Origin of the sequence: Nocardia aurantia, assembly GCF_009604425.1 — a bacterium.
GTDB classification, from domain to species: domain Bacteria; phylum Actinomycetota; class Actinomycetes; order Mycobacteriales; family Mycobacteriaceae; genus Nocardia; species Nocardia aurantia.
In genome coordinates, this window is record NZ_WEGI01000012.1 from 294,884 (window position 1) to 321,861 (window position 26,978).

20 protein-coding genes and 2 pseudogenes are annotated in these 26,978 nt (G+C 70.1%); 14 read left to right on the top strand and 8 right to left on the bottom strand.

Going from position 1 to position 26,978, the window contains the following annotated elements; genetic code table 11:
• Window positions 1-39 precede the first annotated feature (39 nt).
• Window positions 40-1,191 carry a hypothetical protein gene (locus NRB56_RS27630; protein ID WP_319943611.1) on the top strand — a complete coding sequence of 384 codons (1,152 nt, stop codon included), beginning with the start codon at window positions 40-42 and terminating at the stop codon, window positions 1,189-1,191.
• Window positions 1,192-2,478: 1,287 nt separating this feature from the next.
• On the opposite strand, the gene NRB56_RS27635 is transcribed toward NRB56_RS27630, so the two are convergent.
• On the bottom strand, window positions 2,479-2,670 hold the full coding sequence (locus NRB56_RS27635) for a hypothetical protein (protein ID WP_153347192.1): 192 nt from the start codon (window positions 2,668-2,670) through the stop codon (window positions 2,479-2,481).
• On the opposite strand from NRB56_RS27635, the gene NRB56_RS27640 reads away from it, so the two are divergent.
• On the top strand, window positions 2,657-3,115 hold the full coding sequence (locus tag NRB56_RS27640; RefSeq protein WP_153347194.1) for a hypothetical protein: 459 nt from the start codon (window positions 2,657-2,659) through the stop codon (window positions 3,113-3,115). The genes NRB56_RS27635 and NRB56_RS27640 overlap by 14 nt on opposite strands.
• Window positions 3,116-3,207: 92 nt before the next feature.
• Window positions 3,208-4,383: an aminotransferase-like domain-containing protein gene (locus NRB56_RS27645; protein ID WP_153347373.1), complete on the top strand. Its 1,176-nt coding sequence runs from the start codon at window positions 3,208-3,210 to the stop codon at window positions 4,381-4,383.
• A gap of 208 nt (window positions 4,384-4,591) precedes the next feature.
• Here the strand turns inward: NRB56_RS27645 and glpK are convergent, their stop codons facing one another.
• Complete coding sequence (glpK, locus tag NRB56_RS27650) at window positions 4,592-6,094, bottom strand: glycerol kinase GlpK (RefSeq protein WP_153347196.1); 1,503 nt, start codon at window positions 6,092-6,094, stop codon at window positions 4,592-4,594.
• A gap of 260 nt (window positions 6,095-6,354) precedes the next feature.
• On the opposite strand from glpK, the gene NRB56_RS27655 reads away from it, so the two are divergent.
• Window positions 6,355-8,103, top strand: a complete 1,749-nt coding sequence (locus NRB56_RS27655; RefSeq protein WP_153347198.1) for a glycerol-3-phosphate dehydrogenase/oxidase — start codon at window positions 6,355-6,357, stop codon at window positions 8,101-8,103.
• A 30-nt stretch (window positions 8,104-8,133) separates the two neighbouring features.
• Window positions 8,134-8,553, top strand: coding sequence for an SRPBCC family protein (locus tag NRB56_RS27660; RefSeq protein ID WP_153347200.1), 420 nt, complete (start codon window positions 8,134-8,136; stop codon window positions 8,551-8,553).
• A 909-nt stretch (window positions 8,554-9,462) separates the two neighbouring features.
• On the opposite strand, the gene NRB56_RS27665 is transcribed toward NRB56_RS27660, so the two are convergent.
• Window positions 9,463-10,233: a DNA-formamidopyrimidine glycosylase family protein gene (locus NRB56_RS27665; protein WP_153347202.1), complete on the bottom strand. Its 771-nt coding sequence runs from the start codon at window positions 10,231-10,233 to the stop codon at window positions 9,463-9,465.
• Window positions 10,234-10,508: 275 nt separating this feature from the next.
• Window positions 10,509-11,447, bottom strand: a complete 939-nt coding sequence (locus NRB56_RS27670; RefSeq protein WP_319943612.1) for a MerR family transcriptional regulator — start codon at window positions 11,445-11,447, stop codon at window positions 10,509-10,511.
• A 117-nt stretch (window positions 11,448-11,564) separates the two neighbouring features.
• Between NRB56_RS27670 and acpM the strand changes: the two genes are divergently transcribed.
• Entirely contained in the window at window positions 11,565-11,864 is a 300-nt protein-coding gene (acpM, locus tag NRB56_RS27675) for a meromycolate extension acyl carrier protein AcpM (RefSeq protein ID WP_319943613.1), read from the top strand.
• A gap of 37 nt (window positions 11,865-11,901) precedes the next feature.
• Complete coding sequence (locus NRB56_RS27680; protein ID WP_153347206.1) at window positions 11,902-12,351, top strand: SRPBCC family protein; 450 nt, start codon at window positions 11,902-11,904, stop codon at window positions 12,349-12,351.
• 204 nt (window positions 12,352-12,555) lie between these two features.
• Here NRB56_RS27680 and NRB56_RS40625 read toward each other — a convergent pair.
• Window positions 12,556-15,243 (bottom strand): annotated as a pseudogene (locus NRB56_RS40625) (Lhr family ATP-dependent helicase); the annotation flags it as partial.
• Between the two features lie 555 nt (window positions 15,244-15,798).
• Window positions 15,799-17,664 (bottom strand): annotated as a pseudogene (locus NRB56_RS40630) (DEAD/DEAH box helicase); the annotation flags it as partial.
• Window positions 17,665-17,778: 114 nt separating this feature from the next.
• Here NRB56_RS40630 and NRB56_RS27695 point away from each other — a divergent pair.
• On the top strand, window positions 17,779-18,330 hold the full coding sequence (locus NRB56_RS27695) for a histidine phosphatase family protein (protein WP_319943615.1): 552 nt from the start codon (window positions 17,779-17,781) through the stop codon (window positions 18,328-18,330).
• A 6-nt stretch (window positions 18,331-18,336) separates the two neighbouring features.
• Here NRB56_RS27695 and amaB read toward each other — a convergent pair whose 3' ends face one another.
• A complete protein-coding gene (amaB, locus tag NRB56_RS27700) occupies window positions 18,337-19,881 on the bottom strand; it encodes an L-piperidine-6-carboxylate dehydrogenase (RefSeq protein WP_153347210.1) in 1,545 nt (514 codons plus the stop codon).
• A 66-nt stretch (window positions 19,882-19,947) separates the two neighbouring features.
• On the opposite strand from amaB, the gene NRB56_RS27705 reads away from it, so the two are divergent.
• The 6 genes from NRB56_RS27705 to NRB56_RS27730 all read left to right on the top strand — a co-directional run bounded on the left by NRB56_RS27705 (window position 19,948) and on the right by NRB56_RS27730 (window position 26,222).
• Window positions 19,948-20,400: an Lrp/AsnC family transcriptional regulator gene (locus NRB56_RS27705; protein ID WP_019932986.1), complete on the top strand. Its 453-nt coding sequence runs from the start codon at window positions 19,948-19,950 to the stop codon at window positions 20,398-20,400.
• A 64-nt stretch (window positions 20,401-20,464) separates the two neighbouring features.
• Window positions 20,465-21,814, top strand: coding sequence for an L-lysine 6-transaminase (lat, locus tag NRB56_RS27710; RefSeq protein WP_319943616.1), 1,350 nt, complete (start codon window positions 20,465-20,467; stop codon window positions 21,812-21,814).
• 156 nt (window positions 21,815-21,970) lie between these two features.
• Window positions 21,971-23,167 carry a YVTN family beta-propeller repeat protein gene (locus tag NRB56_RS27715; RefSeq protein ID WP_319943617.1) on the top strand — a complete coding sequence of 399 codons (1,197 nt, stop codon included), beginning with the start codon at window positions 21,971-21,973 and terminating at the stop codon, window positions 23,165-23,167.
• 206 nt (window positions 23,168-23,373) lie between these two features.
• Complete coding sequence (locus tag NRB56_RS27720) at window positions 23,374-25,014, top strand: acyl-CoA carboxylase subunit beta (RefSeq protein ID WP_153347214.1); 1,641 nt, start codon at window positions 23,374-23,376, stop codon at window positions 25,012-25,014.
• Between the two features lie 242 nt (window positions 25,015-25,256).
• The gene (locus NRB56_RS27725) at window positions 25,257-25,577 is read left to right on the top strand and encodes an acyl-CoA carboxylase subunit epsilon (RefSeq protein ID WP_319943618.1); all 321 of its coding nucleotides are present in this window, start codon (window positions 25,257-25,259) and stop codon (window positions 25,575-25,577) included.
• 3 nt (window positions 25,578-25,580) lie between these two features.
• On the top strand, window positions 25,581-26,222 hold the full coding sequence (locus tag NRB56_RS27730) for a Maf family protein (protein ID WP_319943619.1): 642 nt from the start codon (window positions 25,581-25,583) through the stop codon (window positions 26,220-26,222).
• Here NRB56_RS27730 and NRB56_RS27735 read toward each other — a convergent pair.
• Entirely contained in the window at window positions 26,160-26,963 is an 804-nt protein-coding gene (locus tag NRB56_RS27735; protein ID WP_153347216.1) for a helix-turn-helix transcriptional regulator, read from the bottom strand. The two genes, NRB56_RS27730 and NRB56_RS27735, sit on opposite strands and share 63 nt — an antisense overlap.
• Window positions 26,964-26,978 lie beyond the last annotated feature (15 nt).

The window sequence follows — 26,978 nt, forward strand, 5'->3', positions numbered from 1 at the left end:
TGACGGCGTTGCCGGCCGGGCTCGGGAAAGGGACGAGCAGTGAAACACCGTAAGCCCACTCGGGTGCAGCGGGCGATGGCGACCACATCGCTGCCGCTGGCCGCGGCGGCCGCCGTGGCGACCATCCTCGCCGCGCCCGCCGGTGCGGATCCGACCGATCAGTCGGCCGCGCCCACCACCCCCGTACAGCCGCAGCCGAGCGACAATTCGCAACTGCCGCAGCAGAACACGCCGTCGCCCCAGCCGAACACGCCGTCGCCGCAGCCGAACAAACCGCCGCAGGACGCGCCGCAGCAGCCCGGCACTGTCACCCCGCCGCAGGGCAACACCACTCCGTCGCCGAGCCAGCCGGGCGTCACCACGCCGCAGCCGGGTGTCACCACCCCGCAGCCCGGCGTGACGACCCCGCAGCCGGGCGTCACCAACCCGAACAACCCCAACAATCCGGAGCAGGGCCTGGCCGGTCCGAGCCAGCCCGGCGTGACCACGCCACGCGTGGCGCCGCTGCCGGTGCCGGGTCAGAAGGATCAGGGCCCGAACTCGGTGCAGCCGGCCGTCGTTCCCGGCCAGAACGGCCCGAACTCGAACCAGCCGGATCAGCTCGCCCCGCCGCCCGGGCAGGGCGGCACCGTGCGCCCGGCCCAGCCGGGCCAGGGCGGCTCGGACAGCCTCGCGGGCAACGGTTCCCAGGGCGCGCCGGCGCAGCCGCAGACCCAGTGGTCGTCGCCGAGCCTGCAGGGCGCCCCGGCCGCGCCGGTCGTCACCATCACCGGTCCGCACACCGAGGTCGCGGCCAACGCCGACGGCGGCACCGTGCTGCCCGGCTACGTGGCCAACACCCACCACTTCAGCAACCTGGACGGCTACGTCGGCACCGTCGGCTACAACACTCCGAACGGTTCCGGTGACGCCGGTATCTCGGTCGAGTTCGTCGAGGCGAACAAGATCAAGGTGACCACCTACACCCACAACAGTGGCGTCAACGATGTCACCAACGAGGCATTCATCGACACCACCCAGGCCAATCTGGCCAAGGCGGCGGTGGAGGGCTGGATCCGGCAGCAGCCGGGTGGCATCGCAGCCCTCGATGCGGCCGCTCAGATTGGTAGACTCCCGGCGGGTGAACTCGGTCCGCAGACGGTGGACGTCGCCGGTGTCACCGCTCAGGTCGGCGGTGACGTCCAGTACTGACACCGGGCTCGTGTCCGGCATAGTCCGAATCGACGGTGGGGCGGTCGTTGTCGACCGCCCCATGCTGGTGTCATGGTGGAAGTGACGGGTGATGGTCTCCGCAGACGACTCGAAGAACGACGATTCCGAGGGGTCGGTTCCGCCCGCGCGGAATCGCGGCGATGCGGAGTCCGGACCGCCGAGGCCCGAAACCGGCTCGGCGAAGGGTAATTTCGGCCCGCCGACGGACGCGTTCGGCCCACCGACCGGCGAGCTGCCGCGGTGGTCGCCGGTGGACACGCCGAATATCGGCTGGCAGCCCGCCGATCCGCACACCCACGCCCAGCCGTCGTCCGCCGTGTACCGCCCCGCCCCGGAATCGGCTGCGCCACAACCCACCCCGACGTACCGTCCGCCCACCGACCCCTCCACCCGGCAGTTCCGCCCCGGGCCGGAGTCCCCGGCACCCGAATCCACCCGCCAGTTCCGTCCGGCGCCGGAATCGGCTGCGCCGGGGACTACGCAGCGATTCCGTCCTCCGCCGGACACTCCCGCGCCGGGGACGGCCCAGCAATTCCGTCCTGCTCCGGACGCTTCTGCGCCGGGGGCGACTCAGCAGTTCCGTCCTGCCCAGGATGCTCCCGCGCCGGGGGCGGCTCAGCAGTTCCGTCCTGCGCCAGATGGTTCCGCGCCGGGGGCTCAGCAGTTTCGTCCTGCTCCGGACGCTTCTGCGCCGGGGACTGCCCAGCAATTCCGTACTGCTCCGGACGCTTCTGCACCGGGGACTGCCCAGCAGTTCCGTCCTGCCCCAGAGGCTTCCGCGCCGGGAACCGCCCAGCAGTTCCGGCCCGCGCCGGGCACGGCTCAGCAGTTTCGTCCTGCTCCCGATGCTTCCGCGCCGGGAACGGCCCAGCAGTTCCGTCCCGCTCCGGAGGCGTCCGTATCGGGCACGGCCCAGCAATCTCGGCCGGCCCCGGATGCGGCAGCGACCGAGTCGACCCGGCAGTTCCGGCCCACGCCGGACTCCTCGGCGACCGAGTCCACACGCCAGATCCGGCCCGAAGGCGCGGCCCAGCAGTTCCGGCCGGCCTCGGATTCCAGTGCTACCGAAGCTACCCGGCAGTTCCGGTCGCCGGAGGCCGCCGGGACCGAGTCCACTCGCCAATTCCGTTCCGCCCCTGAGTCTTCGGCCGCACCGAAGGCCCCGGCGGCCGCGCAGAAGCCCGAATCGCCGGCCGCGAAGCCGAGCGCCGAGAAGGCGGGCGAGAGCACGGCGGCGGACGAGCCGTGGTGGCGGGCGGCGGCCGGTTATCCGGCCGCGTCCTCGGCCACGCCCCGCACCGGCGGCGGATCGCTGTGGGACGACGACACGCTCGCCAAGGCGCTGGCCCCGGCCACACTCACCGCCGCCACCCGCAAGCCGAAGCGGCGTACACCGTGGCGCGCGATCGGCCTGGCGGCCGCGGCGATCGTGCTGATCGTCGGCTTGGTCGTGGTCATCCTGGCGCTCACCCGCAATTCCGGATCCCATACCGCGGCCCCGGTGCCGCCCACCCCGCCGCTCTCGGCCGCGCTGAGCTGCCCGTCCCGGGTCGACGGCGCCGTCACCATCGGCAACGGCGCCGGCGGCACCGATTCCGGTACCGCCGCGATCCTCGGTTTCCAGCACGGGTTCTACTCCGAGCGCAGTGGGGCCGTCGCCCGATCCTTCGTGGCGCCGGACGCCGCCAACGTGTCGACACCCGAGATCATCCAGAAGGCCATCGACGAGCAGATTCCGCGCGGTACCACCTACTGTCTGCGGGTGGAGCAGCTGGCCGGTGACAGGTACAACGTCGATCTGACCGAACACCGGCCCGACGGCACCACGACGGTGTATCGCCAGCAGGTGTCCACCGTCGTCCGGGACAACAAGAACCTGATCTATGCGATCAACGAGCGCTGAGAGATTCCCCTCATCTCATAGAATGAGAATGTAGTTTCATCCCATGAATGCGGCGTGCGACAGTGGATCATCCCGCTGTCCCGGAGGTCTCCATGTCGCTCGCGTACCCACCGCTGTCCAGCCGCCTCGACGGACTGCAGAGTTCGGCGATCCGTGACCTGCTGAAACTGACCGCCCGCGGCGACATCATCAGCCTGGCGGGCGGCCTGCCGGACCCGCGGCTGATGCCGCTGGATCGGATCGCCGCGGCCACGGAGGCGGCGCTGAGCGAGCGGGCCCGGCTCCAGTACACCGAGTCGGCCGGTTGGGGTCCGCTGCTCGAGGTGCTGGCCGGCCGGGAGTCGGCCCGCCTGGGCCGGCCGGTGCCGGTCGAGGAGGTCTTCGTCACACACGGCTCGCAGCAGGCGCTGTCGCTGCTGGCCGAGGTGCTGCTGGATCCGGGCGCACTGGTCGTGGTCGAGGATCCGGCGTATGTCGGTGCGCTGCAGGTGTTCCGGGCCGCGGGGGCGCGAATCGTCGCGGTGCCGCTGGACGCCGAGGGCATGCGGGTGGACGTGCTGTCCGACCTGCTCGCCCGTGGCGAGCGCCCGGCACTCGTCCACACGGTCAGCAACTTCCACAATCCTCGTGGTGTCACGATGAGCGCGCAGCGGCGCGCCGGCCTCGCGGAACTCGCTGCGCGCCACAACTTCTGGGTCATCGAGGACGATCCCTACGGTGAGCTCTGGTTCGACCGGCCGGTCCCGGATCCGGTCGCGACCTACTCGCGCAACGTGATCCGGCTGTCGAGCGCCTCGAAGATCCTGGCCCCGGCGCTGCGCGCGGGCTGGATGGTCGCGCCGGCGGCGGTGTGCCGGGGCGTGGAGCTGCTCAAACAGGGCGCGGACCTCTGCGGCTCGGCCCTGACCCAGCAGATCACCGCCGACCTGCTCGCCGACACGGAATGGCTTGCCGCACATGTGAACACGGTCCGCAGTAGCTACGGTGAACGAGCCAAGGCGCTGGTGACGGAACTGCGCACCCGCTTCGGCGACCGGATCGTGAGCACCGACGCGGCCGGCGGCATGTTCGTGTGGGCCGACTTCACCGACGGCACCGACACCGCCGCGCTGTTGCCGCGCGCGGTCGAACACGGCGTCGCGTTCGTCCCCGGCGCGGCGTTCGCCGTCTCGACGGACTACCGCCACAGCATGCGGCTGTGCTTCACCACCGACGAACCGGAAACCCTCGCCGAGGCCGTCGACCGGCTGCACCGCGCGATCGGCTGAACCACCGGGCCACCGGTCGGCCGACCTGCCGGCCTACCGGTTGGCCGGTCGACGGCCTCGGCCAACCGTCTGATCCGGTGATCGGCCGGTCCGGTGATCGGCCGGTCCGCCGGTCCGGTGATCCGCCGGGCCACCGGCCGGTCGGCCGACGCTCCGCTCCGCTTGGCGGTCGACCTGTCCGGGTCCGGCCGCCGCTCGTCCGGTCCCGTCAGTCGTCGGCCCAGTCGTAGGTGCGCTCGACCGCCTTGTTCCATTCGGCGTAGAGCCGTTCGCGTTCGTCCGCGGCCATGCTCGGCTGCCAGGTCTTGTCCTCGGCCCAGTTGGCCCGCAGTTCGTCGGTGCCCGCCCAGAAGCCGACGGCCAGCCCGGCGGCATAGGCGGCGCCGAGGGCCGTGGTCTCGGTGATCACCGGCCGCACCACCGGCACGTCGAGGATGTCGGCCTGGAACTGCATCAGAAGGTCGTTGCGGACCATGCCGCCGTCCACCTTGAGAGTGGTCAGCTCCAGGTCTAGTCGCTGGGTCTCGGCGTCGGCCCGCATCGCCTCGATCACCTCGCGAGTCTGGAACGCGGTGGCCTCCAGCACGGCTCGGGCCAGATGGCCCTTGGTGACGAACCGGGTGAGCCCGGCGATCACCCCGCGTGCGTCCGGCCGCCAGCGCGGCGCGAACAACCCGGAGAAGGCCGGCACGAAATACGCCCCGCCGTTGTCGTCGACACTGCGGGCCAGCGGCTCGATCTCGTCGGCCGAGCCGATCACGCCGAGATTGTCGCGCAGCCACTGCACCAGCGAGCCGGTGACCGCGATCGATCCCTCCAGCGCGTACACCGGCTCCTGATCGCCGAGCCGGTAGCACACTGTGGTGAGCAGCCCGTGCCGGCTCGTCACCACGGTGGTGCCGGTGTTGAGCAGCATGAAATTGCCGGTGCCGTATGTGTTCTTGGCCTCGCCGGGGATCAGGCACGCCTGGCCGAAGGTGGCCGCCTGCTGGTCGCCGAGGATCCCCGCGACCGGAACCCCTTGCAGCGGACCGGTATTGATCTCCGCGTACACCTCCGACGAACTGCGGATCGCCGGCAACAGACTCTCCGGCACCCCGAATTCGGCGCAGATCTCCGAATCCCATTGCAGGGTACGCAGATTCATGAGCATGGTGCGGGAGGCGTTGGTCACGTCGGTGAGGTGCTGTCCGGTGAGGTTCCACAGGACCCAGCTGTCGATCGTGCCGAAACACAACTCGCCGTCCTCGGCGCGCTGCCGCACACCGGGCACGTTGTCCAGGATCCAGCGCAGCTTCGGCCCGGCGAAATAGGTGCTCAGCGGCAGTCCGGTGCGGTCGGCGAAGCGATCGGGCCCGGCCGATCCGGCGAGTTCGTCGCAGAGCGCGGCGGTGCGGGTGTCCTGCCACACGATCGCGTTGTACACCGGTTCGCCGGTCGCGCGGTCCCACACGACGGTGGTCTCGCGCTGATTGGTGATACCCACCGCGGCGACGTCGGCGGCGGTGCACCCGGCGTCGTCCAGGGCCGCGCCGAGGACGTATTCGGTGTTGCGCCACAGGGTTCGCGGATCGTGCTCGACCCGGCCGCGCCGCGGGAACAGTTGCTCGTGCTCGCGTTGCGCCGAGCCGGCGATGCGCCCCGATCGGTCGAAGAGAATGCATCGGGTCGAAGTCGTGCCCTGGTCCAGGGCGGCCACGCAGCGCTGCATCCGTGCAGGCTACTAAATTCGGGCGGCCCACCGCAGGTTTCGCGATCATGGTCGCCCGGCGACCGGCGGCGTTCCGGGGTACCGTGCAGTGACGATATTCGCCGCTCGGATCGGTTACTCGTTGATAACGGGACGGGGTCCGAGGCACCGCTGCCGCGCCGCCCGCACCCGGGTCCCCTAGCCTGTACCCGAGGTCTGTACGCGAGCGGAAGCGGGAGCTGTCCCGGCATCGACACGGTTGCGGTGAAGGAGCCGACCACATGACCAACGAACGGCGTCCGAACGAGCGGCTCGGCGAGCTGGGCCCGGTACAGCGGGCCGCGGCCTGGGATCGGTTGGGTAAGAACCATTTCGACGTGGTGGTGATCGGCGCGGGCGTGGTCGGCGCGGGCATCGCCCTGGACGCCGCCACCCGCGGCCTGGAGGTCGCGCTGGTCGAGGCGCGGGATCTGGCGTCGGGCACGTCCAGCCGCTCGTCGAAGATGTTCCACGGCGGCCTGCGCTACCTCGAGCAGCTGGAATTCGGCCTGGTCCGCGAGGCACTGCACGAGCGCGAGCTGAGCCTCACCACCCTCGCTCCGCACCTGGTCAAGCCGCTGCGCTTCCTCTACCCTCTGACCCATCGCGGCTGGGAGCGGCCCTATGTGGCATCCGGCCTGGTGCTGTACGACACCATGGGCGGCGCGAAATCCGTTCCGGGACAACATCATGTGACGAGGTCCGGGGCACTGCGGCTGGCGCCCGGCCTGCGTCGCGACGCGCTGGTCGGCGGCGTCACCTACTACGACACGGTGGTCGACGACGCGCGGCACACCATGACGGTGGTGCGCACGGCCGCCCAGTACGGCGCGGTGATCCGCACCTCCACCCAGGTCGTCGGGTTCCTGCGCGAGGCCGACCGGGTGGTGGGCGTCAAGGTCCGCGACAGCGAGGACGGCCGGACCACCGAGGTGCGCGGCCACGTCGTGATCAACGCCACCGGCGTGTGGACCGACGAGATCCAGGCGCTGTCGCGGCAACGCGGCCGTTTCCACGTGCGCGCCTCCAAGGGCGTGCACATCGTGGTGCCGCGCGACCGCATCGCCAGCGACACCGCGCTGATCCTGCGCACCCCGACCTCGGTGCTGTTCGTGATCCCGTGGGGCACCAGCCATTGGATCGTCGGCACCACCGACACCGACTGGAATCTCGATCTCGCCCACCCCGCCGCCACCAAGGCCGATATCGACTATCTGCTGGACCGGGTGAACGAGGTCCTGGTCACCCCGCTGACCCACGACGACATCCACGGCGTCTACGCGGGCCTGCGCCCCCTGCTCGCCGGGGAAAACGACGACACCTCCAAGTTGTCCCGCGAGCACGCGGTCGCCCGCATCGCACCGGGCCTGGTGGCGATCGCCGGCGGCAAGTACACCACTTACCGGGTGATGGCCTACGACGCGGTCGACACCGCGGCCCGGGACATCCCACAGCGGGTGCCACCCACGATCACCGAGAAGGTGCCCCTGCTCGGCGCCGACGGCTACTTCGCGCTGCTCAACCAGACCCCGCACCTCGCCGAGGAGTACGGCATCCACCCCTACCGGGTGGAGCACCTGCTCAACCGGTACGGCGCGCTGATCACCGACGTGCTCGACCTGTCCGCGGGCAAACCCGAACTGCTGCAACCGATCACGGAGGCCCCGAGTTATCTGCGGGCGGAGGCGGTGTACGCCGCGACCGCCGAGGGCGCCCTGCACCTGGACGACATCCTGGCCCGCCGCACCCGCATCTCCATCGAGTACTCGCATCGCGGGGTCGCCTGCGCCGAGGAGGTGGCCCGCCTGGTGGCCCCCGTCCTCGGCTGGGAGGAGGCCGAGATCCGGCGCGAGATCGACACCTACACCGCGCGGGTCGACGCCGAGATCCGTTCCCAGACCCAACCGGACGACATCTCGGCCGACGCCCTGCGGGTGGCCGCCCCCGAGCCGCGCCCGGAGATCCTCGAACCGGTGCGGCTGGAGAGCTGATCTGTCGGACGCCGCCGCTAGGGTGAGGACATGACGATCGCCCCGACACTGCACCTCGACGTGGCCATCGCCCGCCCCTTCCCCGAGGTTGCGGCCTACCTGGCGGACCCGCGAAACTTCCCGTCCTGGGCGACGGGCCTGTCCTCCGGCCTGGAGCCCGCCGGCCCCGACAGCGGCGCCGAGCCGGGCGAATGGCTCGCGGTCGCGCCACAGGGCCGGGCCTTCGTCCGATTCAGCCCCGCGAACGATCTCGGCGTGGCCGACCATCGCGTCCGCTTCCCGGACGGCACCCATGTCGACATCCCCCTGCGGGCCATCCCCAACGGCACCGGCACCACGGTCGTCCTCACCCTGTTCCGCCAGCCGGACATGGACGACGAACGCTTCGCCACCGACGCTGACTGGGTACGCCGAGACCTCACCACCCTGCGAAATGCGTTGGAGCGTTGAGCGGCCCGTCGCGTCATTGTCGACGCCGAATGGGTGCGCCGAGACCTCACCGCCCTGCGAAATGCGTTGGAGCGTTGAGCGGCCCGTCGCGTCATTGTCGACGCCGAATGGGTGCGCCGAGACCTCACCGCCCTGCGAAATGTGGTGGGGCGCTGAGTGGCGCGTCGCGTCATTGTCGCCGCTGACTGGGTGCGCTGTGAGCTGACCGTCCTGTGAAATGTGGTGGGGCGTTGAGTGGCCCGCCGTGTGATTGTCGCCGCTGACTGGGTGCGCTGTGAGCTGACCGTCCTGTGAAATGTGGTGGGGCGCTGAGTGGCGCGTCGCGTGATTGTCGCCGCTGACTGGGTGCGCTGTGAGCTCACCGCCCTGCGAAACGTGGTGAAGCACTGAGTGGCCCGCCGCGTCGTTGCCGATGCCGACTGGGTGCGCCGGGAACTCACCGCCGGTGAAATGTGTTGGAGCACTGAGCGGCCCATCGCGTCGTTACCGACGCTGACTGGGTGCGTCGCGAGCGCACCGCCCACGAAACGTGGTGAAGCTCTGGGCGGCCCGCCGCGTCGTCGTCCGCGAGCGGAGATCCGCCCGCGTCGCCGCAACGGGAAACCGGCCCGGCGAGAGCCGACCGGGATGCGGAACCTCGGTACGCGTGCGCCGTGGCCACATGGGTGATCAAAGACCTTCGGTGCGCAGTACTGTCGCTGGGCCAGTCCGTACACGGACTGTGCCCGCAGCGATTCATCGCACGGTCGATTGCGCGAGGAGCCGCTAGCCGGACTACGTGGCTGCCGCCGCCGACGTATGCCTCACGGATGCGTGCGCTCCCCTGGCAGCTGCGGCGAACGGAGCCTGCACCTGAGCGGCGGATCCGCACCCGTCACGCGCCCGACCGGCCGTCGAGCCCGCGCGGGTCTAATCGCGCGATGGCGCCGGTTGACAGTGGGGACAGAAGTAGATGCCGCGCTCGGCCCGCTCGGCGTGATCATCCGCCAGCAGGTGCACGACCATGCCGTTGCCACAGCGGCGGCACGGTTGCCGCTGGCGTCCGTAGGCCAGTGCTCGCCACGGGGGCTCATGCGCTGCTTTCGTCAGCACCCGCTGTGCTTCGTCGACCAGCCCCGGCAGATCCGGGACGTCGCCGACCGGGGTCGCCGGGTGCACCCGCCGCAGATAGCAGATCTCACTGCGATAGATGTTCCCGATGCCCGCCAGATTGCGCTGCTCCAGCAAGGCCAGCCCGATCGGCCGCCCGGGCTCCGCACTCAGACGCCGAACCGCTTCCGCCGCATCCCAATTCGGACCCAGCAGATCCGGGCCGAGGTGATCGGTGGCGGTATGCTCGTCCGCCCGCGGCAACACCTCCACCAGCCCGAGCGAGAACCCCACCGCCTCAGCGCCCTCGACCCCCAGGATCAGCCGCGCCGTGAAGCCCGGCTTCGTCCAGCGCTGCCCGGTCCGATACACCCGCCACACCCCCTCCATCTTCAGATGGGTGTGGATGCTGACCCGAGGCGTCCGGACGAACAGATGCTTCCCGTAACTGCCGACACTCTCGACCACCTCGCCCCGCAGATTCAGCGTCGCATAGCGCGGCACCCGGAAGTCGGTGCGAACCAGCTCCCGACCGGCCAGCGCCGTCCGCAACCGCGCCGCCGCAAGGTAGACGGTGTCACCTTCGGGCATACGCCGACGCTAGCACCGGGCAGACAACCGCCCTCACCCACCGGACCGGCGGCCGAGCTCGCGGCCGTCCGGCGCGCGGCCTTCGCCGCGCGCCGCCGCAGTAGTAGTCGATCGGGACGATGCGTGGGGCCTGCCACTCGCTGGGTGTGTTGCGATCGTCCGTGCTGCCGTGCTGCCGTGCTGCCGTGCTGCCGTGCTGCCGTGCTGCCGTGCTGCCGTGCTGCCGTGCTGCCGAACCGCCGAGCTGGGTGTGCTTCGGACCGGTGGGGCGTAGGTCACCAGCGGTGGGCCTGGTCGGCTGTGCTGTGGACCAGCGCGCTGAAGACCCAGTGGTGGGCCCGCCCGACCGTGACGCGCGGGCCGAGGAATCGGCCCGTGAGCGCCCAGTAGCGATGGATCCGCCGGTCCGTGTCGGTGGCTCCGGTCAGCAATTGCCGGCGGAAGCGCGTAGAATCACGGTCGCCGCGGGCATCCGCGTGCGCGCCGACGAAGCGATCGAGTTCGTCGCCGCCGCGCGGCGGCACCCCGTCCGCCACGAGTGCCGCCACCTCCGTCATGATCTCACCCACCTCGGCGTAGAGACCGCGCCGGTCTCGGATCAGGTCCGGGCGCCCGCGCCAGAGTTGTTGCCGCACCGCCGTGTGCATATCCGGATCGGCGGCGATCGCGGCCAGCTCGGCATAGGCGACGACCTCGTCTGCGGTCGGATTCGCAAGTGGCGCAGGGACATTCCAGTACAGGTAGATGTCGAGATCGCTGCCGGAAATCGGTGCCAGGATGCGTCGCCAGAATCGCAGGAGGCAGTCGTGCGCCGCCGTACCGTCTCCGGCGGCCGCCAGTAGTGCGAGCCGTTCGGCTCGGTGTGCCGGACCGGCCGCAGCGACCGCCCGCAGCGCGGACCGGCGCCATGCCAGGGACCTGAATTCGACGTCGAGCCGGTCACTTTCAGCGGCGGCCGTCTCGGCGATCGAGCGCTCTCCGCGCAGCACCTCCGTGATCGAACCCAGCCCGAGGCCGAGGGCCCGTAACCGCCGTACCAGCAGCAGCCGCTCGGTGGCGCTGCCGGCCTCGAACATCCGATGCCCACCGGCGCTGCGGCCGGACTCCAGAATGCCCTCGTCGCAATAGAACCGGATCGTGCGCACCGCGAGTCCGGTGCGCCGCGCCAACTCTCCGATGCTCACGAGCGCGCTGGGCTGTGTGTCGTCCGTCACAACGTGTAGAACCTCCACCCCGGTGGAGCTCTTAGCGTACCGGTACCGCCGCCGCGGCCCTCGCATTCACGAAAGGGTTTCGGCGGGTGCATATTCCAATCAGCGAAAGAGTGAACCGTGCCAATCACCCAGCAGGAAATCGTCGCCGGTATCGCGGAGATCATCGAGGAGGTAACCGGTATCGACCCGTCGGAGGTGATGGTCGGCAAATCCTTCGTCGACGACTTGGACATCGACTCGCTGTCGCTGGTCGAGATCGCCGTACAACTGGAGGACAAGTATCGCGTGAAGGTCCCGGATGAGGATCTGGCGAATCTGCGAACCGTCGCCGACGCGGTCGCCTACGTCCAGAAGATGGCGGCCGAGACGCCGCAACTCACCGACACGCCGGAATACGAGGACGGCGGGGCCAATTGAGCTCCGGTCGGCCGGCCCACCTCGGGACGGTGTACCGATGATCGCCGACCCGCAGTCGAATCCCGCCGCCGTCGAGCTCGGCAACTTCTTTCCCCGGCCGCCGGTCGCAGTCTGGCGCGCTTTGACCGAGCCGGATCTGCTGGCGCGGTGGCTGCTTCGGCCGACCGGCTTCGAGCCCTCGGCCGGAACCCGCTTCCGATTCACCGCCGCCGTCTCCGAGGTCGACGAGGTGACCTGTGAAGTGCTGGCTGCCAGGCCATTCGAGCAGTTGACGTACAGCTGGACCTATTCGCGGGCCGCGCATCCCACCCCGTGGATCGTCGACTGGGCACTGTGGCCGCAGGGCCGGGGCACCCGACTGTTGCTGACGCACACCGGTTTCGACATCGCGGACCGCCGGCAGCGGATGGTCCGCAACGCCATGGAGCGTGGCTGGAAACGCCGCGTCCTGCCACGACTCGAGGAGGTGATGCGACCATCCGGGTGAGATGGGCGGAGACGGCGTGGTCGTCCGGTGGCATGTCTGCCGATCGTGCCGCGCGGGAGGACCCGTTCGCATGCTTGGCCGGTCAGGTCGGCAATCAGATCGCAATCGCGGTCGTAGTGCGGGATCGTCAACCCGGATCGTTCGGCGGTGGCCGTGATGATCGAGTGCGGGATCTGCCGGTCGCGAAACCCGGCCGCTCTTGGTCTACGGCCGCCCGCGCAGGCGCAGGCCGCGGGGGGTGTTGGCGAAGCCGGCGGCGGTGAGCAGGGGGGCGAACGGGCTGCCGTGGACGGATTCGCCGTCGACGCGGTCGATGACCAGTGCGTCGACGCGGCGGTCGTGGACCAGGGCGGCGAGTGCGGTGGCGGCGTCGGTGCGGATCTGCGGGTCCTCGGTGAAGGTGAGCAGGGTCTTGCCGCCGCGTTCGAGGTAGAGGGTCAGTTCGCCGCCGACCAGGACGACGATCGCGCCCGCCTTGCGGCCGGGACGGTGACCCGCCGATTCGGGGGCGCCCTTCGGCCAGGGCAGGGCGGCGCCGTACGGGTTGGCCGGATCGCAGGCGGCCAGGGCGAGCACCGGGGCGGGGGCGTGCTCGGGCCGTTCGACATCGAACGAGCGCAGCCGGTCGACCACGTCGGTGGTGGAGAACTGTGCGCCGCCGAGGGAGTCGACGAAGTAGCCGCGGCGGCATCGGCCGCGGTCCTCGAATTCGGTGAGCACCCGGTACATCAGCGCGAATCCGCCCGGTACCCCCTCGCTCTGGACGGGGCCCCGGGTCAGCACGCCGTACCGTTCGAGCAGCAGGTCGGCGGTGGCGTGTGCGCGAATCGTGTTGTCCGCCACCCGTTCCGGGAGCAGGGACCAGCGGCCCGCGACGGTCGGCGGGCCGGTCCGGGTCGGCATGGTGGTGCGCGGCAGGTAAGCCCGGCCGCGGGGGGTGCGTCGCGGGGCCCGATGCGCGGTGGTGCTGCGTGTGGTGCCGGACAGCAGCGCCCGGACCGGTGCGAACGTATCGCCGGACACGTATCCGGCCCAGACCAGGTCCCACAGCGCCGCCGCGACCGCGGTGTCGTCCAGCAGGCCGGTCGCGTCGGACAATTGCCGGAAGAAGTACGCGCCGGCCGGCATCGGCACGACCTGCCGGTCGGCGGGCGAATCATTCTGCGGGGCAGCGGTTTTCGGGACGATGGTGGCGCCGAGCGCCAGCAGTAGTGCGATCTGGGTCTCGGTGAGGTCGATCTCGTCCGGCGGGGCGAGGCTGAAGCCGGCGTGCTCGGCCGGATGCAGGGCGATCCAGCCGTCCTTGGCGGTGATCGAGCCGTGGCCGGACCAGAGCACCTCGCCGGTGGCCATCAGTTCGTCGAGCATGGCCGGGGTGTAGTCGCGCACTCGTGACGGCAGGATCAGCGACTCCCAGGCCGAAGCCGGAATCGGCACGCCCGCAAGCTGTTCCACCACCGTGGCGACGCCGTCGACCCCGCGCAGCTCGCCGGTGCCGACGTGCTGCCAGACCGGCAGGAACCGGGCCAGCGCCGCCGTCGCGACCGGCTCCACCTCCTTGCGCGCGGCCGCCAGCGACCGGCGTCGCAGCCGGCGCAGCACCTGCGTGTCGCACCATTCGCCGCCGCTCGTGCCGGGCGTGAATTCGCCCTCCACGACCCGCTTCTCGGCGGCCAGGCGATGCAGGGCGGTGGCGGCGACCGCCGGGCCGAGGCCGAAACGCCGGGCCACCGCCTCCGTCGCGAACGGGCCGTGGGTGCGGGCGTAGCGGCCGACCAGGTCGCCGAGCGGATCCGCGACCGGTTCGATGAACGCCGCCGGGGTGCCGATCGGCAGTGGTACGCCGAGGGCGTCCCGCAGCCGGGCCGCGTCCTCCACGGCGGCCCACCAGCGCGCACCGGCGAACGAAACCTCCAGTGCGCGCCGGGCTTTCGCCAACTCCGCGAACCAGGGGGCCGGATCCTCGGTACAGCGCAGCGCCGCCTCCGCCGCGGTCAGCGGGCCGAGCAGCCGCAGCAGATCGGCGAGGCCCTCGGCGTCGCGGGCCTGCCGCTCGGGGGTGAGACGCTGCAACTCGTTTTCGGTGAGTTCCAGCACCGCCGGATCGAGCAGCTCCCGCAGCTCGACCCGGCCGAGCAGTTCGGCGAGCAGCCCGGAATCCAGCGACAGCGCGGCTGCTCGTCGTTCGGCCAGCGGGCTGTCGCCCTCGTACATGAACTGCCCGATGTAGTCGAACAGCAGGGAGTTGGCGAACGGGGAGGGCGCTGCTGTCTCCACGGTCACCAGCCGCAGCTTGCGGCGGGCGATACCGACCAGCAGCTCACGCAGCGACGGCAGGTCGTACACGTCCTGCAGGCACTCCCGCACGGTCTCCAGCAGGATCGGGAAATCGGGGAACTTGCGGGCCACATCGAGCAGTTGCGCCGCACGCTGCCGCTGCTGCCACAGGGGCGCCCGTCGGCCGGGATCGCGGCGGGGCAGCAACAGCGCCCGGGCCGCGCACTCCCGGAACCGGGAGGCGAACAGCGCCGAGCTGCCGACCTGTTCGGTGACGATCTCATCGATCTCGTCGGGCTCGAACACGAACAGCTCCGGCCCCGGCGGATCGTCGGTGGTGTCGGGCAGCCGCACCACGATGCCGTCGTCGGACGCGGTCGGCGCCGCATCCACCCCGAACCGTTCCCGCAGCCGCGACCCGACCGCCAGTGCCCACGGTGCGTGCACCGGCAATCCGTACGGCGAGTGCAGCACCAGCCGCCAGTCACCCAACTCGTCCCGGAAGCGCTCCACCACCAGCGTCCGATCGGTCGGCAACTGACCGGTGGCGGCCTGCTGTTCACGCAGCAGCGCAACGAGATTCGAGGTCGCGAAGGCGTCCAGTCCCGCGCCCCGGGTCACCTGCTCGAGCAGGTCCAGGTCACCGCCGGCCGCGCGTGGGGGCACCCGAACTGAACCGGATCGCGGTGCGGCGCCTTTCGCTGCCGCGCCGGGCCGCCGCCGACTCGGCGCATGTGATTCGATCGGTGGCGCGAAGACGCTGGCCTCGATGTTGGTGCGCTCGTGCGGTGTGTCCGAATCGGAAAGTGGCGCAAGGCTTTCGGCGTCATCCCGCCGGCCCGCCGCATCGGCGGGGAAGGGCGCGAGACCCCCGACTTCGCCGTCCGCCTGGTTCGTCACGTCCGGCTGGGGATGCGCCGTCGGGCCCGCGGCCTCGCTGTCGGTCCGCTGGTTCGTTGCGCGCGACTGGAGGTCCGATGCGGGACCTTCGGTTTCGGCGCTCCGGCGGTTCGGTGCGTCCGATCCGCCCACCGGCGTGCTTTTTCCGGCGCCGGTACCGAACGGCCGCTGCGGCGCTTCGGATTCGGCGAACGGCGCGGAGCTTCCGGCCTCGGTGTCGAGCCGCTCGATCAGCGCGTCGACGTCCGCGGCCTTGGCCCGCTCGACCGCCTGCCCGGCGGTTCGCACGAATTCGCCGAGGGCGGCGCCCAATTCGGCGGGGCGGCCCAGGGAATCGCCGTGCCAGAACGGTAATCGTCCCGGTAGCCCGAACGCGGGGGAGACCAGCACGCGGTCGTGGGTGATCTCCTCGATGCGCCAACTGGTGGCGCCGAGGGCGAACACGTCGCCGACCCGGGATTCGTAGACCATCTCCTCGTCGAGTTCGCCTACGCGAGAAGCCCGTTCGCCGACCATGAACACAGGGAACAGCCCGCGATCGGGGATCGCGCCGCCCGAGGTGACCGCGAGGCGTTGTGCCCCGGGGCGGCCGGCGAGGGTGCCCGCGTCGCGGTCCCACACCAGTCGCGGCCGCAACTCGGCGAATTCGTCGGACGGATAGCGGCCCGACAGCAGGTCCAGCACCGATTCGTAGGCCGAACGCGGCAGCGCCGCATAGCTGCCCGTGCCGCGGACGGTCTCGAACCAGGCGTCGACATCGATCGGTTCCAGCGCACAGGCGGCGACGGTCTGCTGGGCCAGGATGTCCAGGGGGTGCGCGGGCACGTCGAGTCGTTCGATCTGCCCGGCCGTCATCCGCATCGACGCCACCGCGCAGTGCACCACGTCGGTGCGGTGCTTCGGGAAGATCACCCCGCGCGAGATCTCGCCGACCTGATGTCCGGCCCGGCCGACCCGCTGCAGCCCGCTGGCAACCGACGGCGGCGCCTCCACCTGTACCACCAGATCGACCGCGCCCATGTCGATCCCGAGTTCCAGGCTACTGGTCGCGACGACACAGCGCAGCCGCCCGGTCTTCAGATCGTCCTCGATGATCGCGCGCTGTTCCTTGCTGACCGAGCCGTGATGCGCGCGGGCCAGCAGCGGAGCGGCGCCGTGCGACACCTCGGTGGTCGCGCCCAGCTGGGCCGGCGGCGCGTGGGTCCGGGAGACCGGCTCGGCGGGCTCGCCGGATTCGCCGACTCCCAGCCGCTCGGCGTACGACTCGTTGAGCCGGGCCGTGAGCCGCTCGGCGAGCCGGCGGGAGTTGGCGAACACGATCGAGGACCGATGGTCGAGCACCAGATCGACGATCGCCGAATCGACATGTGGCCAGATGGAACCCGGCTGGGTGGAATCGCCCGCGGGATCCGGCTCGGTCATGTCGGGGATCGGCACGCGGACCGAGAGGTCGAAGGTCTTCGGGGCCGGTGGCGCGACGATCGTGATCGGCGCGGGACCGACCAGGAACCGGCCCACCTCCTCCGGCGGCCGCACGGTGGCCGACAGCCCGATCCGCTGGGCCGGCCGCTCGGTCAGCAGATCCAGCCGGGCCAGCGACAGAGCCAGGTGCGCACCGCGTTTCGACCCGGCGATGGCGTGCACCTCGTCGACGATCACCGTGCCGACCGTGGCCAGCGTGTCGCGCGCCGCCGAGGTCAGCATGAGATACAGCGATTCGGGGGTGGTGATGAGGATGTCCGGCGGGTTGCGCTGCAGGGCCCGCCGCGCGGTCGCCGGGGTATCGCCGGAGCGCACGCCGACGCTGATCTCCGGGGCCGGTACCCCCAGCCGTTTCGCCGTCTGGGTGACCCCGACCAGCGGGGCGCGCAAATTGCGCTCGACGTCCACCGCGAGGGCCTTCAACGGTGAGATGTAGAGCACCGAGGTGCCCCGCGCACTCTCCTCCGGCGCGCGGGCCGCCAGCCGGTCGATCGCCCACAGGAATGCGGACAGGGTCTTGCCGGACCCGGTCGGCGCGATGACCAGGGTGTGTTCACCTGCGGCGATGGCCTGCCACGCGCCCAGCTGAGCGGCCGTCGGCGCGGGGAAGGCGCCGTCGAACCACTCCTGGGTCGCGCGGGAGAATTGCTGCACGACCCCCAGTCTGCACCGGGGTACCGACAGAAATATCCCCGCCCGGATATCGAGTCGAGCGAAGCCTGAGCAATCCCCGGACGAGCGCCCGGCCCGGGCCGTACGCTTCCCGGCGTGGAGAAGGTGCTCCGAGTCGATTTGGTCAGTCACGGAATGACCGAGGCGATGCGCACAGCACGATTTCCGGTGGACGAACCGCTGACCGACGCAGGTCGCCGCGCGGCCGCCGCCTGCGGTCGACTGCCCGCCGCCCGGGTGCTCACCGCACCGGAGCGCCGCGCGATCGAGACCGCGGCGCTGCTGGGCCTGCTCGGCGAGGCGGACGACCGGTTACGCGATCTGGACGCCGGCGCCTGGCGCGGCGGTCCGCTCCTGGCGGTGCCCCGCGGTGAGCTCTACACCTGGCTCACCGATCCGAAGTTCCGCGGTCACGGCGGTGAGGCGGTCGTCGACGTGATCGAACGGACCCGGGACTGGCTCACCGACATCGCTTCGGAGGGGGTGCCCACCATCGCCGTCACCCACCCCGCGGTGATCCGGGCCGCCCTGCTGGTCAGCCTCGACGCGCCGCCGAAATCGTTCTGGCGCATCGACATTCCGCCGATGTGCGTCACCCGGCTGAACTACCGCCACGACTGGACGCTGCACTTCCGGGCGACGGTGTGAGACCGCTCAGCCGAACGTGATGCCCTGTGCCAGCGGCAGATCGGGGGAGTAGTTGATCGTGTTGGTGGCCCGGCGCATGTACGCCTTCCAGGAGTCGGAGCCGGATTCGCGGCCGCCGCCGGTGTGCTTCTCACCGCCGAACGCGCCGCCGATCTCCGCCCCGGAGGTGCCGATGTTCACGTTGGCGATCCCGCAGTCGGAGCCGTCGGCGGCGAGGAAGCGCTCCGCCTCGCGCTGGTCGCCGGTGAAGATCGACGACGAGAGTCCTTGCGGCACACCGTTGTGCACGGCGATCGCGGTGTCGAGGTCGGTGTAGTCGAGCAGATACAGGATCGGCGCGAAGGTCTCCGCCCGGACGATCGCGGTCTGCGAGGGCATCCGCACGATGGCCGGCCGCACATAGTAGGAATCGTCCCCGGCCACCGGCACTCGCTCACCGCCGCAGAGCAGTTCGCCGCCGTCCTGGCGCGCGGCCGCCAGCGCGCGCTGCATGGCCTCGTACGCCCGGCCGTCGATCAGCGGGCCGACCAGTGTTTCCGGATCGAGCGGATCACCCACCGGCAGTTGCCGATACGCGGCGGTCAGGCGTTCGGCGAGCCGATTCGCGACGTCCCGGTGCGCGATCAGCCGCCGCAGGGTGGTACAGCGCTGCCCGGCGGTGCCGGCCGCGGCGAAAACCACTGCGCGGGTGACGAGTTCGAGGTCCGCGGAAGCGGTGACGATCGCGGCGTTGTTGCCGCCGAGCTCCAGCAGGCAGCGGCCGAACCGGGCCGCCACCCGCGGTGCCACCGCGCGGCCCATCCGGGTCGATCCGGTGGCGCTGACCAGCGCGATCCGCTCGTCGTCGACCAGCCGTTCACCCACCTCGGTGCCGCCGAGCAGCAGTTGATGGATCTCCGGATCGGCGCCCTCCTCGGCCGCGGCCCGGCGCAGTAGCGCGTGACAGGCGATCGCGGTCAGCGAGGTGGTCTCCGAGGGCTTCCAGACCACGGTGTCGCCGCAGACCAGCGCGATCGCGGTATTCCACGACCACACCGCGACCGGGAAGTTGAACGCCGAGATCACCCCCACCACACCCAGCGGATGCCAGGTCTCCTGCAGCCGGTGGCCCGGCCGTTCGGACGGCATGGTGACGCCGTACAGCTGACGGGACAGCCCGACCGCGAACTCGCAGACATCGATCATCTCCTGCACCTCGCCGCGGGCCTCGGCGTCGATCTTGCCCGCCTCCAGCGTCACCAGTTCGGCCAGCTCGCCGAGGTTTTCGCCGAGCAGGCGGCCCAGCCGGCGCACCACCGCCGCGCGCCGGGGCGCCGGCACGGTCCGCCACGACCGAAAAGCCTTGGCGGCCTTGTCGACTGCGGCATCGACCCGATCGGGAGTGGACCCGGTCAGGGTCGCGAGCTCACCACCGGTGATCGGGGTACGGGCCGACAGTGTTCCGCCGGAGGGTAATTCGGCGCCGAGCGCGCGCAGTGCCCGCTCGGCGCGAGCACGCAGTGCGGTCGTGTCGGGCGCCGCGACGCCGGTGCGGACGGAGACGTTGGTCATGGCAGCTCCTGGGGTCGGCGGAATATTTCCGGCCACGAGTCGGGCCGTCTGAGCTAGCCTTCGCTGATGGCTGACGTGCCGGGGAAACCCGTTCTGGACGACATCGATCGACTATTGATCCGCGAGCTGATGGCCGACGGCCGCGCGACCCTCTCCAATCTCGCGGAAAAGGCCACGTTGTCGGTCTCGGCGGTGCAGTCCCGGGTACGTCGGCTGGAGGCGCGCGGTGTGATCCGAGGGTATACGGCGAAGGTCGATCCCGAGGCGCTCGGACAGCTCCTGTCGGCATACGTCGCCATCACTCCTCTCGACCCGTCGCAACCGGACGATGCCCCGGCTCTGCTGCAGCACATCCCCGGCATCGAGGAATGCCACTCGGTGGCCGGTGACGAGAGCTACATGCTGCTGGTGCGGGTGGCCTCGCCCCGGCATCTGGAACAGCTGCTGCAGGAGATCCGCGCCACCGCGAACGTGCGGACCCGAAGCACGATTATTCTGCAGACATTCTACGACAGATGATGCTGGATCGTAATTTATCCGGCCATCCGTAGCTTTAGCGTAAAAATTTGCGTAGTCTGCGGGTGTGACCATCGAACTGGAACGACCCGGGGTGGTTACCGACGAGCAGCCGGTCACCCCCGATCGGGTTCACGAGATCCTGTCCGCGAACATCCTCGCCGATGGGTTCGATCTGGTGCTGGATCTGCGCGCTTCGCGCGGCCGCCGCCTGGTCGACGCCCGCGACGGCGCCGAGTATCTGGACATGTTCGGTTTCTTCGCGTCGTCCGCGCTGGGGATGAACCACCCCGCACTGGCCGACGACGCGGATTTCCGCGACGAGCTGACCGTCGCGGCGCTGAACAAGCCCAGCAACTCCGACATCTACACCGTCGAGATGGCCCGATTCGTAGACACTTTCGCGCGCGTGCTCGGTGATCCCCGGTTGCCGCACCTCTTCTTCGTCGACGGCGGCGCGCTCGCGGTCGAGAACGCGCTGAAGGCCGCCTTCGACTGGAAGAGCCGGCACAACGAGATACACGGCCGCCCACCGGAACTCGGCACGAAGGTGCTGCACCTGACCGGCGCCTTCCACGGCCGATCGGGCTACACCATGTCGCTGACCAACACCGATCCGGTCAAGACCGCGCGGTTCCCGAAATTCGTCTGGCCGCGCATCGACACCCCCTTCCTCGGTGAGAACGTCGACATCGAGGCCGCCGAGCGGCACGCGCTCACCCAGGCGCGGGTCGCCTTCACCGAGAATCCGCACGACATAGCGTGTTTCATCGCCGAGCCGATCCAGGGCGAGGGCGGCGACCGGCATCTGCGCCCGGAGTTCCTGCAGGCCATGCAGGAGCTGTGTCACGAGCACGACGCCCTGTTCGTGCTCGACGAGGTACAGACCGGCGTCGCGGCCACCGGCTCGGCCTGGGCCTACCGGCAGCTCGGCGTGACCCCGGATCTGGTGGCCTTCGGCAAGAAGACCCAGGTGTGCGGCGTCATGGCGGGCGGGCGCATCGACGAGGTGCCCGACAACGTGTTCGCCGTCAGTTCCCGGCTGAACTCCACCTGGGGCGGCAACCTGGCCGACATGGTCCGCGCCCGGCGGATCCTGGAGGTGATCGAGAGCGAGAAGCTCGCCGAGCGGGCCGCGCGGCTCGGTGAGCACCTGTTGCATCGGCTCACCGGACTGGCCGGCGCGCACGCCATCGTCAGCGAACCGCGGGGCCGCGGACTGCTGTGCGCGATCACCCTGCCCTCGGCCACCCAGCGGGACGTGGTGCTGACCGATCTGCGGCAGCGTGAGCGAGTGCTGCTGCTGGGCACCGGCGCACGCGGTATCCGGTTCCGGCCGCCGCTGACGGTCACCACGGACGAACTGGACGAGGCGGTCGACGCCCTGGATCGGGTGCTGCGCGCGCTCGCGCACTGAGCGGCCGCACGGAATCGCCCCGGGGACGTCCCGGGGCGATCAATTCATCCGATGGCACGCTGGGCATCGCCCGGATGTTGCTGTCAAAGGTTTTGCGACACCTACTATTCGCGCCATGTCGACTCGCCGATACGGGCCGGAGAGTGGGTGCGCCGCGTGATCGCGCGCCGAACCGGCTCGGTACTCGCCCTCGCGGTTGTCCTCCTCACCGGCTGCTCGGCCGGCAGCCACGCACCGAACGCGCAGACCGCGCCGGCGTCGGCGCCGGGCACGGCGGTTCCCGCCCCGGCCACCCAGGCCGCGATCGCGCTGCTGCCCGGAATGCCGCCGCCGCTGTCGCCGACGGATGTCTACGCCGCCGACCGCGAACTCTCCCCGGCGGTGGCGGGGCATTTGCCGCGGGTCTACGTGCCGAACAGTGAATCGAACACCGTGACCGTGATCGATCCCGACACCTTCCGGGTGATCGACACCTATCCCTCGCAGGGCCGGGAACCGCAGCACGTGGTGCCGTCCTACGATCTGCAGACGCTGTACGTGACCAACGATCTGCCGATCGGTGGCGGCAGTCTGCTGCCCATCGATCCGCGCACCGGCGAGCCGGCCGGTGAACCACTGCCGGTGCGCGATCCGTACAACATGTACTTCACGCCGGACGGCGCCTTCGCTCTCGTCGTCGCCGAGGCGGATCGGTCGGTGGACCTCTACGACCCGCACACCTGGGAACAGATGGGCGCGATCGCGGCGCCGGACTGCCCCGGCATCGACCACCTGGACTTCACCGCGGACGGCCGGTTCGCCCTGGCCAGTTGCGAATTCTCCGGCCGGATGGCGGTGCTCGACCTGATCGGCGCGGACCTGGTGAAGATGATCGACCTGCCCGGTGGCCGCGGCGGCATGCCGCAGGACGTGAAGCTCGCACCCGACGGATCCACCTTCTACGTCGCGGACATGATGGCCGACGGGGTCTACACCGTCGACGCGCACGCCTTCGAGCCCACCGGATTCATCGAGACCGGGAAGGGCACGCACGGCCTCTACGTCACCCGCGACTCCGCGGCGATGATCGTCACCAATCGCGGCGAGGGCAGCCTGTCGGTCTGGGACTTCGCGCAGCAGCGGATCGTGCGCACCTGGTTCATCCCCGACGGCGGCAGTCCGGACATGGGCAATCTGTCCGCCGACGGGCGGGTGTTCTGGGTCTCCGGCCGGTACAACGGCGAGGTCTACGCGATCGACGTCGTCGACTGGACGCTGCTGGCCCGCATCCCGGTCGGCCGCGGCGCGCACGGCCTGACGGTGTGGCCGCAACCGGGACGGTATTCGACCGGCCACACCGGGGTCATGCGCTGAGGCGACATTCCGGTCGCCCGCAATGGGATTCGTCACCGATTTCCGGCGCGATCGGACGGCGTCCCGGGGTCGCGTTCCCGCCGCGATACGCTGGCGATAATCCGGTTTCACCAGCCGTTTTCTACTGGCGAGTAGCCAATAGTGGTACTCGTGAGTAGCCCCTACTGGAATTCCGCACATCGGCGACGATGGCTACACTCCGGGACATGACGAGTGTCCAGCAGCAGTCTTCGCCGGATTCGGCGGGCGCCCCCGATATCCACACCACCGCAGGGAAGCTCGCCGATCTGCGGAACCGGCTGGAAGAGGCCAAGCACCCGATGGGTGAGGCCGCCGTCGACAAGGTGCACGCCAAGGGCAAGATGACCGCCCGTGAGCGGATCCTGGCCCTGCTGGACGAGGGCTCGTTCGTGGAGCTGGACGCGCTGGCCCGCCACCGCAGCGTCAATTTCGGCCTGGAGAGCAACCGCCCGCTCGGCGACGGCGTGGTGACCGGTTACGGCACCATCGACGGCCGCGACGTGTGCATCTTCTCGCAGGATGTCACCGTCTTCGGCGGTTCGCTCGGCGAGGTCTACGGCGAGAAGATCGTCAAGGTCATGGACCTCGCGCTGAAGACCGGCCGCCCGCTGGTCGGCATCAACGAGGGCGCCGGCGCGCGGATCCAGGAGGGCGTCGTCTCGCTCGGCCTGTACGGCGAGATCTTCCACCGCAACATCCAGGCCTCCGGCGTGATCCCGCAGATCTCGCTGATCATGGGCCCGGCCGCCGGTGGGCACGTGTACTCCCCGGCGCTGACCGACTTCGTCGTCATGGTCGACCAGACCAGCCAGATGTTCGTCACCGGTCCCGACGTGATCAAGACCGTCACCGGTGAAGAGGTCACCATGGAGGAGCTGGGCGGCGCCCACACCCACATGGTGAAGTCGGGCGTCGCGCACTACGTCGCCTCCGGCGAGCAGGACGCGCTGGACTATGTCAAGGACCTGCTGGGCTACCTGCCCAGTAACAACCGCGCCGAGGCGCCGCGCTTCCCGGCCACCGACCCGATCGACGGCGCCATCGAGGACTCGCTCACCGACGAGGACATCGAGCTCGACACGATCATCCCGGACTCGCCGAACCAGCCGTACGACATGCACGAGGTGATCCGCCGGCTGGTCGACGACGACGAGTTCCTGGAGGTGCAGGCCGAGCGCGCGATGAACGTCATCGTCGGCTTCGCCCGCATCGACGGCCGCAGCATCGGCATCGTGGCCAACCAGCCCACCCAGTTCGCCGGCTGCCTCGATATCGACGCCTCGGAGAAGGCCGCGCGCTTCGTGCGCACCTGCGACGCCTTCAACATCCCGATCATCACCCTGGTCGATGTGCCGGGCTTCCTGCCGGGTACCGGCCAGGAGTACAACGGCATCATCCGGCGCGGCGCCAAGCTGCTCTACGCCTACGGCGAGGCCACTGTGGGGAAGATCACAATCATCACCCGTAAGGCGTACGGCGGCGCCTACGACGTGATGGGTTCCAAGCACATGGGCGCCGACGTGAACCTGGCGTGGCCCACCGCGCAGATCGCGGTCATGGGCGCCTCCGGCGCGGTCGGATTCGTCTACCGCAAGCAACTGCAGCAGGCCGCCAAGGAGGGTTCGGACGTCGACGCGCTGCGCCTGGAACTGCAGAACGAATACGAGGACACCCTGGTGAACCCGTATGTCGCCGCCGAGCGTGGTTATGTCGACGCCGTCATCCCGCCGTCGCACACCCGCGGGCAGATCGTCTCCGCGCTGCGCCTGCTGGAGCGCAAGATGGTGTCGCTGCCGCCCAAGAAGCACGGAAACATCCCGTTGTGATTTGAGCGATATGCGTAGGTGTGGTGTGGCGCCTTCTGAGAAGATCATGAGAAGCTTGAGAAGACGGTGAAACCGTACCGCGCAGAATTGCCTCATCCGAACGAAGATGGTAAGAACGGCCTCTCGTCATCGAGGGTCGTGACGAATTACCCGGGAGGCGGGCTCGGAGCATCCGGTCCCGCAGACCGAAAAGTCGTCGGGGATCGAATCCCGGCGATGCCTGAACAGGAGGAACTGGCGCTGTGACGACTGTATCCGACGAAGAGGTGCTGAGGGCCGCTGAGCTGGAGCTTTCGGTCGACGAGCTCGTCGACACGATCGAGTCCGCGGTACCCGAACCCGAATCGCCTGCGGGACCCGTCATCCGGATTCTCAAGGGCTCGCCGGCCGCCGACGAGATCGCCGCCGTGGTCAGTGTGCTGTCCGCCGCCATGGCCGCGGGTTCCGCCGCGCCCGTGGCATCGGGTCCGATCGATAACTGGGGTCGCCCCTCGTACATGCATCGCGGCGCCTCGAGCTTCTCTCCCTACGCCTATCCGTTCGTGTCGCATCTGCGCGACTGACGCGTGGGTGCATTCGTACTCGCGTCGGCGTCCCCGGCGCGGCTGCAGGTGTTGCGGTCGGCCGGTCTGAGCCCCCTCGTGCGGGTCTCCGACGTCGATGAGGACGCGGTGGCGGCGGCGCTGCCCGCCGGCACCGGTCCGGAACAGGTCGTGGTGGCGCTGGCCCGGGCGAAGGCCGAGGCCGTCGCGGCCGCCTTCGCCCGCGAGGGCGCCGATATCCTCGCCGACGCCGTGATCGTCGGCTGCGATTCCATGTTGCTCGTCGACGGGGTACTACAGGGCAAGCCGCTCGTCCCGGATGTGGCGCGCGCCCGCTGGTCGGCCATGGCCGGCCGCAGCGCCGATCTGCTCACCGGGCACTGTGTCCTGCGCATCGCGGGCGGTTCGATGGTCGGTGCGGCCGACGACTGCAGCCGCACCACCGTGCACTTCGCGAAGCCCGAGCCGGAGGAACTGGACGCCTACATCGCCACCGGCGAACCGTTGCAGGTGGCCGGCGCCTTCACCCTGGACGGCCTGGGTGGCTGGTTCGTCGATCGGATCGAGGGCGATCCGTCGAGCGTGATCGGTATCGGGCTGCCGCTACTGCGTCGGCTGCTGCGCGACGTGGGTGTCGGCGTTCCGCAACTGTGGGTCGGCGCCTAGCTTCGGATCGTTCCCGCGCAGCTGCGGGCCCACCCGGGATCCGGTCGGCGCCGCGATCCGCGGCTCCGGCACCGGGATGGCCGCGGAATCCGCCGGCACCAGTGAGCTCTCCAGCGCCTCCAGCCGGGCCACGCACAGCTCGGGCTCCACGAACGGATGCAGGCGGACGTTGACCACGTCCCGGCCGCCGTTGCGGTCCAGCACCTCGCGCATGAGACCCAGGTGCACGCCGCACACCACCTCGGAATGGGTGCGGGCGAGCTCCCGCAGCGGGCAGGCGGTGAGCCGGATCATGACCTGCTGGTCGGAGTCGTTGCCGGGATCTCGCTCCGGCGCGAATCCGAGTTCCGACGAGACGGCGATGGTCACGTCCTTGGCATCCTCGAGGTTCTGGATGCCTTCCTCGATGGTGTCCAGTTTGGCGCCCCACGCCCGGCCTGCCGAGACGGCCGCGTCGGAGCGGCGCCGGGGGTCGCTGCCCAGTTGATCGGCGAGGACCTGGGCCAGGTCCTGGTAGCCGACCGATCGCTGCACGGCGCTGTAGCCGATGCGCGGGCGACCCCGGCCGCGGGGTGGTTGCTGGAACTGCCGGACCAGCGACTCACGCGTGAGAACATCCAGGTGAAAACGGACCGTGGTGACATGCTGTCCGGTAACCCGGGCCAATTCCTGGGCGTCGAGAGGCTCGCTGGCGCCGCGCAGGATCGCAAGCAGGCGCCGTCGTGGCCAAGAATCGGACATAGCTCACCCCTCCTC

Coding starts and splice junctions, on each gene's coding strand:
- NRB56_RS27635 (WP_153347192.1), bottom strand. CDS start 2,670: ATGACCACGACCAAGCCGACGATCAGCACGATCGCCGCGGCCGCCAGG.
- NRB56_RS27645 (WP_153347373.1), top strand. CDS start 3,208: ATGTCGCTCGCGTACCCACCGCTGTCCAGCCGCCTCGACGGACTGCAG.
- glpK (WP_153347196.1), bottom strand. CDS start 6,094: ATGCAGCGCTGCGTGGCCGCCCTGGACCAGGGCACGACTTCGACCCGA.
- NRB56_RS27655 (WP_153347198.1), top strand. CDS start 6,355: ATGACCAACGAACGGCGTCCGAACGAGCGGCTCGGCGAGCTGGGCCCG.
- NRB56_RS27660 (WP_153347200.1), top strand. CDS start 8,134: ATGACGATCGCCCCGACACTGCACCTCGACGTGGCCATCGCCCGCCCC.
- NRB56_RS27665 (WP_153347202.1), bottom strand. CDS start 10,233: ATGCCCGAAGGTGACACCGTCTACCTTGCGGCGGCGCGGTTGCGGACG.
- NRB56_RS27680 (WP_153347206.1), top strand. CDS start 11,902: ATGATCGCCGACCCGCAGTCGAATCCCGCCGCCGTCGAGCTCGGCAAC.
- amaB (WP_153347210.1), bottom strand. CDS start 19,881: ATGACCAACGTCTCCGTCCGCACCGGCGTCGCGGCGCCCGACACGACC.
- NRB56_RS27705 (WP_019932986.1), top strand. CDS start 19,948: ATGGCTGACGTGCCGGGGAAACCCGTTCTGGACGACATCGATCGACTA.
- NRB56_RS27720 (WP_153347214.1), top strand. CDS start 23,374: ATGACGAGTGTCCAGCAGCAGTCTTCGCCGGATTCGGCGGGCGCCCCC.
- NRB56_RS27735 (WP_153347216.1), bottom strand. CDS start 26,963: ATGTCCGATTCTTGGCCACGACGGCGCCTGCTTGCGATCCTGCGCGGC.